Source organism: Microbacterium sp. CSI-V (assembly GCF_001984105.1).
Lineage (GTDB): Bacteria > Actinomycetota > Actinomycetes > Actinomycetales > Microbacteriaceae > Microbacterium.
This window is the reverse complement of record NZ_MTQM01000007.1, coordinates 407,021-419,687: the sequence shown is the minus strand read 5'-3', so window position 1 is coordinate 419,687 and position 12,667 is coordinate 407,021. Positions and strand designations below refer to the sequence as shown.

Genomic DNA, 12,667 nt, shown 5'->3' with positions numbered 1-12,667 from the left:
CGTGTCCCCGCCTGCCCCCGCGCCCGCCGCGCCCACGCCCGCCGCGCGGCGCCCGCGTCACACCAGAAGCTGGTGCTTCGCGAGCTCGCGGTAGAGGGGGACGGATGCCACGAGCTCGCTGTGCGTCCCCTGACCGACGACGCGGCCGTGCTCCAGCACCACGATCAGGTCGCTGTCGACGACGGTCGACAGGCGGTGCGCGATGACCAGCAGCGTGCGCCCGGTGGCGACGGCGTCGATCGCCTCGCGCATGCGCTGCTCGTTCACGCCGTCGAGGGACGAGGTCGACTCGTCCAGCAGCAGCACGGGGGGAGCAGCCAGGAGCGCGCGGGCGATCGCGAGCCTCTGGCGTTCGCCGCCCGAGAGCATCACACCGTCTTCGCCGACCGGCGCATCCACTCCGAGCGGGCTGCGCTCGAGCACGTCGCCGAGGTTGACGGCGCGGAGCACCCGCGCGCAGTCGGCGTCGGTGGCGTCGGGTGAGGCCAGGCGGAGATTGTCGGCGATCGTCCCGGCCAGGGTCGGAGCGTCCTGCTCGACGTATCCGAAGCGGGCGCGCAGCGCCTCGCGGGGCAGCTGTCGGGCGTCGACGCCGTCGACCAGGATGGCGCCGGCCGTCGGGTCGTAGAACCGCTCGATCAGCGAGAGGACGGTGCTCTTCCCGGCCCCGGACGGCCCGACGAGCGCGACGCGGGACCCGCGGGGAACGGTGAACGACACCCCGCGCAGCACCTCCTGCGCGTTGTCCGCCACCTCCGCCGTCGTCTCGTCCGCGACGCGGTCGAGGTGCGCCTGCGCGAGCACCGAGCGCGCTTCCTTCGCGGCGGCTTCGCGGGCCTTGACGACGTGGTCCGGGTAGCGGAACCGCACGTCGCGGAACTCGATCGCCGCGGCATCCGTCGGGCCTGCCGTGGGGCCCGGCCGGTCGTCGTCCTCCTCGAGGGGCAGGTCGAGCACCTCCTGGATGCGCCCGAGCGCGCCCAGTGCCTGGTTGACGGAGGTGATCGCGCCGATGGCGGATGCGAGGGGCTGCACGAGGAGAAACAGGAAGATCACGAACGTCACGAGCGACGCGACGTCGATGGCTCCGGATGCCACGCGGAAGCCGCCCACGCCGAGGACCACCAGGAGCGAGACCTGCAGGGCGATCCCGGCGACGGGGACGATGAGCGCCGACACCCTCGCGATCCGCACGCCGGCGTCGTACGCCTCGGTCGCGGCGCCCGTCACGGTCGCCACCTCCCGCTCGGTGGCCCCCGCGGCGCGGATCGTGCGGATCGATCCGACGGCGCGTTCGACTCCGGATGCCAGCTCCCCGACCTTCGCCTGCTGTGCCGCCGAAGCGGTGCGGATGCGCGTGCTGAGGATCCCGACCGTCGCGATCGAGGCGCCGAGCACGAGCACGATGAGACCGAGGAGCAGTGGATCGATGAACGCCATGGCGATGATCGCCCCGACGAGGATGAGCGCGTTGCCGACGGCATCCGCGAGCCCCTGGGTGAGGACGGCGTAGAGCAGGGTCGTGTCGGTTCCCACGCGCGAGACGAGGTCGCCGGTGCGGCGCGCGTCGAACTCGCTGATCGGCAGACGGAGGATGCGCGCGATCAGTCGCCGCCGCGAGGAGTACACCACGGCGGTGCCGGTGCGCTGCAGGAGGTAGTGCTGGTACCCGGAGATCAGCGATGACAGCACGACGAATCCGACCAGCAGCCAGACGAGCGCCCCGAGCGGCACCGACTGCTGCACGCGCGTGATGACCTGGCCGACGAGCAGCGGCTGCACGAGGGTCGCGCCGGCGCCCAGGATGCTCAACACCCCGACGACGACCAGTGTGCCCTTGTGCTCGGCGAGGAACGGCAGCAGTTGGCGGAAGGACGCGCGGGGCCCCTCGGGGGCGCGGCGGCCGCGGCGGCCTCGGGCGGGAGCGGACGAAGACATGCTCACCTCAGCAGAAGAACGGGTTCTTCGACCGTACCTCTCCGCGCCGACATCGGCGGACGCGTCTGCTCGTCGGTGGAACGACGGATGCCACGAGGCCGGGGCCCCGTGGCATCCATCGATCCGCGTGTACGCGTCCTACGGCGCGCTCGCCCCGGCCGCGATGTTCGCGTCGTAGTCGACGTCCTTGGTCTCGGGCGAGAGGGCCACCGCGATGAGCGTGAGGACGCCCATGACCGACAGGTAGACGCCGACGAGCCACGGGTTGCCGCCGCCCGCCGCCCACAGGGCGACGGCGACGATCGGCGCCAGGGCGGCGCCGAGGATCGACGACACGTTGTAGGAGATCGCCGACCCGGTGTAGCGGGTGTTGGTGGGGAAGAGCTCGGGCAGCACCGCGCCCATCGGGCCGAACGTCGTGCCCATGAGCAGGAACCCGATGATGAGGAACGCCTGCACGGACGCCCGGGTGAGGCCGGCGTCGGCCTGCGGCAGCAGGAAGAACGAGAACGTGAGGCCGAACAGGATGATCGCGATCGTGACGACGGTGAGCAGACGCTTGCGTCCGAACCGGTCGGCGAGCGGGCCCGACAGCAGCGTGAAGATGCCGAAGAAGACGACGCCGACGATCTGCATGATCACGAAGTCGGTGTATCCGAAGCCGAGGCCGGGCACGAACGTGGACGGATCGAACTCGGTGCCCGCCTTCTCGGCCGCGGCGGCGGCGCCCTCGAGCGTCGGCTTGGTGCCGTACGACAGCGTGAAGCTCGTCATCAGGTAGAACAGCACGTAGGTGGCCAGCATGATGAACGTGCCGAGGATCAGCTGCACCCAGTTGCGGCGGATCACCTCGCCGAGCGGGAACCTGCGGATCGCCCCGCTCTTCTCGGCCTTCGCGAACGACTCGCTCTCGACCAGCTTCAGACGCACCCAGAGGCCGACGATCACCATCACGGCCGAGAACAGGAACGGCACGCGCCAGCCCCACGCGAGGAACTCCGCCGAACGCTGCGCGGTGCCGTCGGGGTGGGGGAGGGCGAAGTTGATGAAGAGGAAGACGCCGTTGGCGATGATGAAGCCGATCGGCGCACCCAGCTGGGGGAACGTGCCGTACCAGGCGCGCTTGCCCTTCGGCGCGTTCTCGGTGGCCACCAGGGCCGCGCCGGACCACTCGCCGCCGAGCGCGAAGCCCTGCGCGAGGCGCATGATCAGCAGCAGGACGGCCGCCCACACGCCGATGTCGTTGTAGGTCGGCAGGCAGCCGATGAGGAAGGTCGCGACGCCCATGGTGAGCAGGGATGCCACGAGGGTGGCCTTGCGGCCGAACCGGTCGCCGAAGTGGCCGAAGACGACGGCGCCGAGGGGGCGCGCGACCATGGCGGCGCCGAAGACGCTGAAGGAGAGAAGGAGCGAGGTGGTCTCGTTGCCGGTCGGGAAGAACAGGATCGGGAAGACGAGCACCGCCGCGGTGGCGTACGCGTAGAAGTCGTAGAACTCGATCGTCGTGCCGATGAGGCTCGCGGTGATGACACGGGAGCGCGGATTGGCGGGGGCCGACGAGGAGCGGACGGTGGGGGAGGAGGAGGTCATGACTGCCTGACGAGAGATCGAGCGATCGCGTCCGTCGTGGGGGCGCAGGCGGTGGCGCGGAGTCGGGCACGGCAGGTATGCGTGTCCGGGCGCGCGGCGGGGGGCACCGGGATGGACCCGGGTGTGGGTCCAGACCCTCCAGTCTAGGCGCTCGCCGAGAGGGACTCGGCGAGCGGGCGGGTCAGCGCCAGATGACCGCGAGCGCGGCGTTCAGCACCGTCAGGGGCCCGACGAGCCAGAACAGGACCGGGGGCACCGCGCCGGTGCGCTTCTGCCGGGCCGAACCGATGCCCAGCAGCGCACCGATGACGATGAGCACGACGAGCTTGACGCCGATCTTCGCGTAGTTGAGGTCGTGTTCGAGTCCCCACGGTGCGGCCAGGATCAGGCCCGTGAGGAGCGAGAGGAGGAGACCGTAGTTCATCAGCGGCGTGACGCGCACGCGACGCGAGACGGCTTCGACGATCCAGGCGCCGAACAACGTGGCGAACCCGATCAGATGAACCAGGACGATGACGTGACGCAGGATCTCCATACGGTCAGGGTAGGGATGCCGTGCCCCCGCCGCCAGCAAGGCGCGCCTCACCGCGAGGGGAGGCGCGCCGTGCGGGACCGCGGTCAGCCGCGCAGGTCGCGCAGCACCAGAGCGGTGCGGAGGGCGGCGTCTGCCGCCTCGGCGCCCTTGTCCTCCTTGGAGCCCTCGAGTCCGGCGCGGTCGAGGCCCTGCTGCTCGTCGTCGAGGGTCAGCACGCCGAATCCGACGGGCTTCCCGGCGTCGATCGCGACCCGGGTCAGGCCGTCGGTCGCGGCCGACGAGACGTACTCGAAGTGCGGGGTCCCCCCGCGGATGATCACGCCGAGCGCGACGACCGCGTCGGCCCCGCCCTCGAACGCCGCGACGGCGGCGACCGGCAGCTCGAACGAACCCGGCACGCGCACGACGCGGTACGTCGCGCCCGTGGCATCCAGGACCCGCTTCGCTCCGGCGATCAGACCGTCGGTGATGACCTCGTGCCACGTGCCGGCCACGACGACGACGTTCAGTCCCGTCGCGTCGACGCCGCCGGTCTCGGGTGCTCCGCTTCCCGCCATCAGACGAGTCCTTCCTTCATGTGCGCGAGTGCATCGCGCAGCTCGTCCTCGTCGATGACGTGACCCATCCGGTCGCGCTTCGTCTCGAGGTACTGGTGGTTGTTGGGGCCGACGCCCACGAGCAAGGGGACCTGCTCGACGACGTCGAGGCCGAAGCTGCGCAGCTGCGCCACCTTGTCGGTGTTGTTGGTCAGCAGGCGCACCTGCTCCACACCGAGGTCGGTGAGGATGCCGGCCGCGGCGGCGTAATCGCGCGCGTCGGCGGGGAGGCCCAGCGCGAGATTGGCATCCACCGTGTCCAGGCCCCGCTCCTGCAGGCTGTACGCGCGGAGCTTGTTGATGAGACCGATGCCGCGACCCTCGTGGCCGCGCATGTAGATCACGATGCCGCCCTCGCGGTCGATCGTGTCCAGCGCGGCATCCAGCTGGGGACCGCACTCGCACTTGAGCGAGCCGAACGCCTCGCCCGTGAGGCACTCCGAGTGCACGCGCACCAGCGGAGCCTCGTCGGTGATCTCGCCCGAGACGACCGCGATGTGGTCGGTGCCGGTGATGCGGTCCTTGTAGGCGAGGAAGCGGAACGTCCCGTGGGAGGTCGGCACGTTCGCCTCGGCCCGCAGACTCACGCGGCGGCGGGGGACCGGGGTCGCCTCGACCGGCTCGGTCTCGTTCAGGTACGCGACGAGCTGCTCGATCGTCACGACCGGGATGCCGTCGCGCTCGCCGAGCTCGATGAGGCCCGGGAGGCGCATCATGCTGCCGTCCTCGGCCACCACCTCGGCGATCGCGCCCACCGGCTCGAGGCCGGCCAGGCGCATGAAGTCCACGGCCGCCTCGGTGTGGCCCGCGCGCTCGCGCACGCCGCCGTCGACGGCGCGCAGGGGCAGCACGTGGCCGGGACGGATGAGGCTCGTCGGCACGGACTCGGGGTCGGCGAGGACGTTGAGCGTGTGCGCGCGGTCGGCGGCGCTGATGCCCGTCGTCACGCCCGACGCCGCGTCGACGCTCACCGTGTAGGCGGTGCCGCGCGCGTCCTGATTGACCTCGACCATCGGGGGGAGATCGAGACGGTCGGCCCAGTCGGCCGGCATGGGCGCGCAGACGTAGCCGCTGGACCAGCGCACGGTCCACGCCAGCCACTCGGGGGTCGCGAGCTGCGCCGAGATGATGACGTCGCCCTCGTTCTCACGGTTCTCGTCGTCCGCGACGAGGATCGGGCGTCCGGCACGGAGGGCCTCGAGGGCCTCGGGGATGGTGGACAGGCTCATGCGGAGCCCCTCTCGGTCGTCGCGGCGGGGGCCGCGGGGTTCTCGGTACTGCGGAAGGCCAGCATGCGCTGCACGTGCCGGGCCAGGATGTCGGTCTCGAGGTTCACGGGAGTGCCCGCCTCGGCGCGACCGAGCGTCGTCGCCTCGAGGGTCTCGGGGATCAGCGACACCTCGAGCCAGGGCTCGGGGTCGCCGGCCTCGCTCACCGCACTGACGGTCAGCGAGACGCCGTCGATCGCGATGGAGCCCTTATCGACCACGAGCGGGGCGAGCTGGGCCGGGATGCCGATGCGCACCACGCTCCACTGCGCGCCCGGACGCACCTCGCGAACGACACCCGTGCCGTCGATGTGGCCCTGCACGATGTGGCCACCGAGGCGGCCGTGCGCGGCGGTCGCGCGCTCGAGGTTGACGGGACGCCCCGCGCCGACATTCGCGAGCGTCGACATGTCGAGCGTCTGCTTCATGACGTCGGCGGTGAACCAGTCGGTGCCCTGGTCGACCACGGTGAGGCACACGCCGCTGACCGAGATCGAGTCGCCATGGCCGGCATCCGATACGGAGAGCGGGGCCTTCACGGTCACGCGCACGCCGTCGCCGGCGGGTTCGACCGCGGTGATCTCGCCGATCTCTTCGACGATTCCGGTGAACATCAGGAATCTCCCTGGGTGTCGTGGACGGGACGGGCGACGACGCGGATGTCGTCGCCGAAGATGTCGATGGAGGCGACCTCGAGCCGACGGGCCGAGGCGATGTCGGGGACGCCGAGGTCGCCGAGCGCGAGCCGCGAGCCGCCGAGCAGGACGGGGGAGAGGTAGACGAGCACCTCGTCGGCCAGCCCCTCGCGCACCAGCGCACTCTCGAGGGTGGGACCGCCCTCGACGAACACGGTCTGGATGCCACGTCCGCCGAGGTCGTCGAGGATCGCGCCGAGGTCGCGGGTCGGGAAGAACAGCGCTTCGCGCGGGTGGCGGCGGACGGCGGCATCCGCCGGGACCTCGGTCTCGCCGACGACCACCGGGATCGGCTGGCGTTCGAGGAGTGCGCCGTCCGCGTCCCGCGCGGTGAGGGCCGGGTCGTCGGCGATCACCGTGCCGGTGCCGGCGAGGATCGCGTCGGCGGCCGCGCGGCGATCGTGCACGTCGCGGCGCGCGGCGGGACCGGTGATCCACTGGCTCGATCCGTCGTCCGCGGCGGCGCGGCCGTCGAGGCTCTGCGCCCACTTCACGGTCACCCGCGGGCGGCCGGTGCGCTGGAGGTGCACCCAGCCGCGGATGAGCTCCTCCGCGGCATCGCGTTCCAGCCCGGACTCCACATCGACGCCGCCGTGGCGGAGACGGTCTGCTCCGCCCGCCGCCGCGTCGGTCGGGTCGTCGAGGGCGTACACGACCCGGGCGACCCCGGCCTCGAGCAGGGCGACGGCGCACGGACCGGTGCGTCCGGTGTGGTTGCAGGGCTCGAGCGTGACGACCGCGGTCGCACCGCGGGCTTCGCCGGGCGTGAGCTTCGAGAGCGCGTCGACCTCCGCGTGGGCGGTGCCCGCACCGCGGTGGTAACCCTCGGCGAGCACGTCGCCTGCGGGGGAGAGGATCACGGCGCCGACCTGCGGGTTGAGGCCGCGGGGACCGTTCCGCGCGAGACGCAGCGCGCGGCGCATGGCGTATGTTTCGGCGGCGGATGCCATTTCCCTGTCCTTCCCCTCGTGACGGGGCAGGAGCGCAGGGTGGCACGGCGCGGCGCGCCGACCGTGCTGCCTCCTATCCGGACTAGAGGAGATCTCTCGCCTCATCACCGTCGGTTCCGGAATTCCACCGGATCGGCCCCACCGCCGGAGCGGAGGGGTTCGCGGACTGTCACCGCCGGTTCGGATTCCCACCGACCCCGGAGCACGTATTGCTTGGTCGAAGTCTAATCAACACCGCCGACACGGATTCATTCCCGCCGACTCACGGCGAAATCGTGCTATTTGAGCAGGCGCGACAGACGTCGGTCGGCGAGGATCTTGCCGCCGGTCTGACAGGTCGGGCAGTACTCGAGGGAGTTGTCGGCGAAGAAGACGCTCCGTACCTCGTCGCCGCACACCGGGCACGCCTCGCCGCGCCGGCCGTGCACGCGCATGCCCCGCCGCTTGGCATCCTTCAGGTCGGCCGGGGGCTTGCCGCGCGCGGTGTCGATCGCCTCGGTCAGGGTGCTGATCATCGCGGCGTAGAGCGTGTCGATCTCGGGCTGCGTGAGGTTGGCGGCCAGCGCGTACGGCGACATCTTCGCCGCGTGCAGGATCTCGTCGGAGTAGGCGTTGCCGACGCCCGCGATGATCGACTGGTCGCGCAGGACGCCCTTGATCTGCGTGCGGCGCCCGGCGAGCAGCGCGGCGAACGCGTCGCGATCGAGCGTGTCGTCGAGGGGGTCGGGGCCGAGTCGGGCAATGCCCGGCACGTCGGCGGGGGAGCGGACGGCGTAGACGGCGAGCGACTTCTTCGTCCCCGCTTCGGTCAGGTCGAAGCCCGATCCGTCGTCGAACCCGATCCGCAGCGCGATCGGCGTCTTCCCCGGCTTGATGAGGGTCGAGGGGAGCGCGTCGTACCACCGCAGCCAACCCGCCTTGGCGAGGTGGAACACCAGATGGATGCCACCGTGGGTGGCGACGTCGACGAACTTGCCGTGACGTTCGACCCCCGTGACGGCCGAGCCGACGAGCGCGTCGATGGGCGGGTCGTAGGTCTTCAACGCGCTGATGGCGGACACACTCGCCTTCGTGAACGTCAGCCCCGTCACGCGGCCGCGCAGAAACTCGACGAGTCCTTCGACCTCGGGCATCTCGGGCATGCAGCCATCGTGGCATCCGTCACCGACATGCGACAGGCCCTTGCCGCGCCCCCGCCCACCCCGCCCCACCGAGTGTCCAAGACACGCCGCATGCGCCCGGCGCGACGCGGCGTGTCTTGGACACTCGACCTCGCCGCGGGCTAACCGAGGTCGAGCGGCCAGTCCTGCGGGGTTCGCTCGTCGTGTCGGAGCAGACCGCCGATCCAGAGGTCGGCGCGCCCGAGGCTGTTGACGTGGGCCTGCCGCAGCAGACCCTCGTACCGGAAGCCGAGGCGCCGCGCGATCCGGGCCGAGCCGAGGTTGCCGACCACGGCACGCCACTCGATGCGCTCGACCGCGGGCCGGTCATCGGCGAACGCCCAGTCGATCACCGCGGTCCCCGCCTCGACCGCGATGTTCTGCCGTCGCGCGTCGCGGGCGATCCAGTAGCCGATCTCGGGTGCCCCGGTGTCGAGCTTCGCCAGCCCGATCATCCCGGCGAGGCGGCCGTCGCGACGGATCGCCCACGTCGGCTGCGTGCCGTCCGACCACCATTCGGCCGTCAGCGCGACGAAACGCTCGGCGTCCTCGACGAGGTACGGCGACGGCACGGTGGTGTAGCGCTGCAGGTCGGCATCCTGGCACGCGGCGTGGATCGCCGCGACGTCGGCGTTGGCCGGGGCCGAGAGTTCCAGCCGAGGCGTCTGCAGGTGGTCGGGTTCCATCCGCCCACGCTATCGGGGGGCTCCCCGCGCCGCGTCAGCCGCGGCGGAGCAGGCCGATGCGGTCGTAGACGTCGGCGAGGGTCTTCTCCGCGACGGATGCCGCCCGTTCGGCGTTCGTGGCCAGCACGCGGTCGAGCTCGGCGGGGTCGTCGAGCAGCTCGAGGGCGCGCGCACGCACCGGCTCGAACTCGGCGACGACCACTTCGGCGAGACCCTTCTTGAAGTCGCCGTAGCCGCGGCCGGCGTAGTCGTCCTCGATGGAGGAGATCTCGCGGCCGGTCAGGGCCGAGTAGATCACCAGCAGGTTCGAGACGCCCGGCTTCTCCTCGCGGTCGAAGCGCACGGCTCCCTCGGAGTCGGTGACGGCGCGCATGATCTTCTTCGCGCTGACCTTGGGTTCGTCGAGCATCCACAGCACGCCCGCGTCGGACTCGGCCGACTTCGACATCTTCGCCGTCGGGTTCTGCAGGTCGTAGATGCGGGCGGTTTCGCGCTGGATCATCGGCTTCGGCATCGTGAACGTCTCACCGAAGTTCTTGTTGAAGCGCTCCGCGAGATCGCGCGTGAGCTCGATGTGCTGCTTCTGGTCGTCGCCGACCGGCACCACGTCGGTCTGGTACAGCAGGATGTCGGCGGCCATGAGCACCGGGTAGGTGAAGAGGCCGACGTTCGTGGCATCCGCCCCGTAACGGGCCGACTTGTCCTTGAACTGCGTCATGCGTCCGGCCTCGCCGAAACCGGTGAGCGTCGACAGCACCCACTGCAGCTCGGCGTGCGCGGGCACGTGCGACTGCACGTACAGGGTCGAGCGCGACGGCTCGATCCCCGCGGCGATGTACTGCGCCGCGGTGCGGCGGGTCTTCTCGCGGCGCTCGGCCGGATCACCGGGCTGCGTGAGGGCGTGCAGGTCGACGACCGAGAAGAACGCGTCGTACTGGTCCTGCAGCTCGCGCCACTGGAGGAGCGCCCCGATGTAGTTGCCGATCTGGAGGCTGTCGGCGGAGGGCTGCATTCCGGAGTAGAGGCGCTGCTGGGTCACCGTACGATCCTAGGCCGCCGCGACATGGGGAACGTGTCCGGCGACCCGCGCCGCTCAGAGGCCCAGCGTGTAGTCCGCGATGACGGGGGAGTGGTCGCTCCACCGGGTGTCGTAGGACGGTGCGCGGTCGACGCGGTAGTCGGTGACCCGCTCCGCCAGGGCGGGGGTCACGACGTGGTAGTCGATTCGCCACCCCGAGTCGTTGTCGAACGCCTTCCCGCGCATCGACCACCACGTGTACGGTCCCTCGACCTCGCCGGCGTGGCGACGGCCGACGTCGACCCATCCGAGGCCGCGACCGGTCGAGCCGTCGGCACCCTCGACCTGTTCGCCGGCGGGGCCGAAGAACCGGTCGAAGTAGGCGCGCTCACGGGGCAGGAACCCGGCGTTCTTGCGGTTGCCCCGCCAGTTCTTGATGTCGAGCTCGCGGTGTCCGACGTTCAGGTCGCCCATGACGACGGCGAGCGGCTGCGTGGCCGCGAGTTCGGCGAGACGCGCCTCCATGGCATCAAGGAAGAGCCACTTCGCCTCCTGCTTCGGGGTGTCGACCTCGCCGCTGTGCACGTAGGCGCTCACGACGGTCAGGGTCTCGCCGTCGATGGCGAAGTCGGTCTCGATCCAGCGTCCCGAGGCGTCCAGCGGCTCGGGTCCGAGGTGGGTGCGGGTCTCGACGCCGGGGAGCCGGCTGACGATCGCGACGCCGGCGCGGCCCTTCTGCAGCGCCTCGTCGTTCACGATCTGCCACCCCGGGAGGGCCTCGGCGAGCTGGTCGGCCGTCGCGCGCACCTCCTGAAGAGCGAGGATGTCGGCGCCCGAGGCGTCGAGCCACTCGATCATGCCCTTGCGGACGGCGGCGCGGATGCCATTGACGTTGACGGAGACGATGCGTACGGAACGAGCCACCCGTCGAGCGTAGCCCGGGCCTCCGACACGGGACCCGGCGGCGGCCGCCGGGCCCGCCCGCGGCGACCCGGACGCTCAGTCCAGCAGCAGCGTCTGCCGACGCGGAGCGGGAAGCTCCGCCTCCACCCGTGCCAGGTGCGCCCGGGCGGCGCGCAGCCGGCGCCGGGCGATCCATCGGCGAGGCCACCGGGAGAGAGCCGCGGTCTCCTCTGCCGTTCGCACCGCAACCTGGGCGGCGATGACCAGGGCAGTCTGCTCCATGGCGCGACGGTCCTCGGGAGAGCGCAGCGGTACGTCTCGATCCTGCGCGGCGACGGCGATCCACGCCGCGGCGACGAGGATCACGATCCCCACGAGGCGGAACCACAGGAGGAAACCGATCAGCACCGTGAAGGTCGCGAGCAACGGGTTGGAGGGCGTGTAGACGAACAGGAAGCCCGCCCCCACCTGAAGGAGCACGAGCCCCGCCGAACCCACCAGGGCGCCCGGCCAGATCCGCCGCCAGGGCAGCACGGTGCCCGTGAGGAACCGGAACAGCGACCCGAGCGCCAGGGTGTTCACGCCGAAGGCGACCACGAGCGACACCCCTCGCGCCCCGAGCGACCACCACTCGGTCTCGCGCGTCCACCCGATCCACCCGAAGACGAGGTCGACGGCACCCGTGGTGATGGAACCCAGAAGCGCACCCACCAGCAGGGAGACGCCGAACAACAGCGACGCGACGAAATCCCGGGCCTTCAGCAGCACGTAGTTCCGCAGGTCGAACGGCAGCCCGAAGGTGTCGCGCACCGCGCGCCGGGTGAAGGTGACGAACCCGATGGTGGTCCAGATGACGACCACGCCGGCGAAGCCGCCGGTGACACCGAGAAGCCTGCCGCTGTCCTGCGCGACGGCCTCGACCTGCTCGGGCTTGATCAGGCCGGTGTCGCTGATGATCCCGGGAATGTAGCTGTTGACGATGCGGATGAGTCCGTCGATTGCCTCCTTGCTTCCGCCCAGCCAGATGCCGACGCTGGCGAAGGCGAGGTAGAGCGCGGAGAATACCGCGAACAAGCCCTGATAGCTCATGCCGGCCGCGAGCAGGAATCCGTTGTGCCGGAGGAAATGACGCCACACCCGCACCGGGAACAGCTGCGCGAGCTTCGCCGCGCGGGCGAGCGGTTCATCGAGACGCTCGCGCACGGCCGCCTGGGCTGCATCGAACCGGTCGCGCAACGAGGTGTCCTCCGACGCCGCACCGGGCAGCGGTCGGGGGTCGTGGCGGCTGTCGGTCACCGTTCGAGCCTAGTGAATGGATGCCGGTCGCT

The 12,667-nt window shown here is 71.0% G+C and carries 12 protein-coding genes and 1 riboswitch; all 12 genes read right to left on the bottom strand.

Translation table 11 applies throughout. From position 1 onward, the window contains the following. Positions 1-57: 57 nt before the first annotated feature. The 12 genes from CSIV_RS06045 to CSIV_RS05990 all read right to left on the bottom strand — a co-directional run bounded on the left by CSIV_RS06045 (position 58) and on the right by CSIV_RS05990 (position 12,635). Positions 58-1,938 carry an ABC transporter ATP-binding protein gene (locus tag CSIV_RS06045; protein ID WP_077050490.1) on the bottom strand — a complete coding sequence of 627 codons (1,881 nt, stop codon included), beginning with the start codon at positions 1,936-1,938 and terminating at the stop codon, positions 58-60. 138 nt (positions 1,939-2,076) lie between these two features. Then, entirely contained in the window at positions 2,077-3,528 is a 1,452-nt protein-coding gene (locus CSIV_RS06040; protein WP_077050489.1) for an MFS transporter, read from the bottom strand. A 181-nt stretch (positions 3,529-3,709) separates the two neighbouring features. Next, positions 3,710-4,063, bottom strand: a complete 354-nt coding sequence (locus CSIV_RS06035) for a Fe-S protein (RefSeq protein ID WP_077050488.1) — start codon at positions 4,061-4,063, stop codon at positions 3,710-3,712. Between the two features lie 83 nt (positions 4,064-4,146). After that, positions 4,147-4,620: a 6,7-dimethyl-8-ribityllumazine synthase gene (ribH, locus tag CSIV_RS06030; RefSeq protein WP_077050487.1), complete on the bottom strand. Its 474-nt coding sequence runs from the start codon at positions 4,618-4,620 to the stop codon at positions 4,147-4,149. Then, positions 4,620-5,888 (bottom strand): bifunctional 3,4-dihydroxy-2-butanone-4-phosphate synthase/GTP cyclohydrolase II, encoded by a 1,269-nt coding sequence (locus CSIV_RS06025; RefSeq protein ID WP_077050486.1) that lies wholly within the window; start codon positions 5,886-5,888, stop codon positions 4,620-4,622. Before CSIV_RS06025 ends, ribH begins: the two co-directional genes overlap by 1 nt. Beyond that, positions 5,885-6,541: a riboflavin synthase gene (locus CSIV_RS06020; RefSeq protein WP_077050485.1), complete on the bottom strand. Its 657-nt coding sequence runs from the start codon at positions 6,539-6,541 to the stop codon at positions 5,885-5,887. Before CSIV_RS06020 ends, CSIV_RS06025 begins: the two co-directional genes overlap by 4 nt. Beyond that, positions 6,541-7,572 (bottom strand): bifunctional diaminohydroxyphosphoribosylaminopyrimidine deaminase/5-amino-6-(5-phosphoribosylamino)uracil reductase RibD, encoded by a 1,032-nt coding sequence (gene ribD, locus CSIV_RS06015; RefSeq protein WP_077050484.1) that lies wholly within the window; start codon positions 7,570-7,572, stop codon positions 6,541-6,543. The genes CSIV_RS06020 and ribD overlap by 1 nt, the downstream gene beginning before the upstream one ends. A 60-nt stretch (positions 7,573-7,632) precedes the next feature. Further along, a riboswitch (FMN riboswitch) is annotated at positions 7,633-7,781 on the bottom strand. Between the two features lie 69 nt (positions 7,782-7,850). Continuing rightward, positions 7,851-8,714 carry an Fpg/Nei family DNA glycosylase gene (locus CSIV_RS06010; protein WP_077050483.1) on the bottom strand — a complete coding sequence of 288 codons (864 nt, stop codon included), beginning with the start codon at positions 8,712-8,714 and terminating at the stop codon, positions 7,851-7,853. A gap of 140 nt (positions 8,715-8,854) precedes the next feature. Further along, positions 8,855-9,418 (bottom strand): GNAT family N-acetyltransferase, encoded by a 564-nt coding sequence (locus CSIV_RS06005; protein ID WP_077050482.1) that lies wholly within the window; start codon positions 9,416-9,418, stop codon positions 8,855-8,857. A gap of 34 nt (positions 9,419-9,452) precedes the next feature. Then, the gene (trpS, locus tag CSIV_RS06000; RefSeq protein WP_077050481.1) at positions 9,453-10,457 is read right to left on the bottom strand and encodes a tryptophan--tRNA ligase; all 1,005 of its coding nucleotides are present in this window, start codon (positions 10,455-10,457) and stop codon (positions 9,453-9,455) included. 54 nt (positions 10,458-10,511) lie between these two features. Then, positions 10,512-11,360 (bottom strand): exodeoxyribonuclease III, encoded by an 849-nt coding sequence (locus CSIV_RS05995; protein WP_077050480.1) that lies wholly within the window; start codon positions 11,358-11,360, stop codon positions 10,512-10,514. Between the two features lie 75 nt (positions 11,361-11,435). After that, positions 11,436-12,635 (bottom strand): YihY/virulence factor BrkB family protein, encoded by a 1,200-nt coding sequence (locus tag CSIV_RS05990; RefSeq protein WP_083735009.1) that lies wholly within the window; start codon positions 12,633-12,635, stop codon positions 11,436-11,438. Positions 12,636-12,667 lie beyond the last annotated feature (32 nt).

What these genes read in the sequence shown, in the direction of transcription:
- CSIV_RS06045 (WP_077050490.1), bottom strand. Translation starts at nt 1,938, where the DNA reads ATGTCTTCGTCCGCTCCCGCCCGAGGCCGCCGCGGCCGCCGCGCCCCC.
- CSIV_RS06040 (WP_077050489.1), bottom strand. Translation starts at nt 3,528, where the DNA reads ATGACCTCCTCCTCCCCCACCGTCCGCTCCTCGTCGGCCCCCGCCAAT.
- CSIV_RS06035 (WP_077050488.1), bottom strand. Translation starts at nt 4,063, where the DNA reads ATGGAGATCCTGCGTCACGTCATCGTCCTGGTTCATCTGATCGGGTTC.
- ribH (WP_077050487.1), bottom strand. Translation starts at nt 4,620, where the DNA reads ATGGCGGGAAGCGGAGCACCCGAGACCGGCGGCGTCGACGCGACGGGA.
- CSIV_RS06025 (WP_077050486.1), bottom strand. Translation starts at nt 5,888, where the DNA reads ATGAGCCTGTCCACCATCCCCGAGGCCCTCGAGGCCCTCCGTGCCGGA.
- CSIV_RS06020 (WP_077050485.1), bottom strand. Translation starts at nt 6,541, where the DNA reads ATGTTCACCGGAATCGTCGAAGAGATCGGCGAGATCACCGCGGTCGAA.
- ribD (WP_077050484.1), bottom strand. Translation starts at nt 7,572, where the DNA reads ATGGCATCCGCCGCCGAAACATACGCCATGCGCCGCGCGCTGCGTCTC.
- CSIV_RS06010 (WP_077050483.1), bottom strand. Translation starts at nt 8,714, where the DNA reads ATGCCCGAGATGCCCGAGGTCGAAGGACTCGTCGAGTTTCTGCGCGGC.
- CSIV_RS06005 (WP_077050482.1), bottom strand. Translation starts at nt 9,418, where the DNA reads ATGGAACCCGACCACCTGCAGACGCCTCGGCTGGAACTCTCGGCCCCG.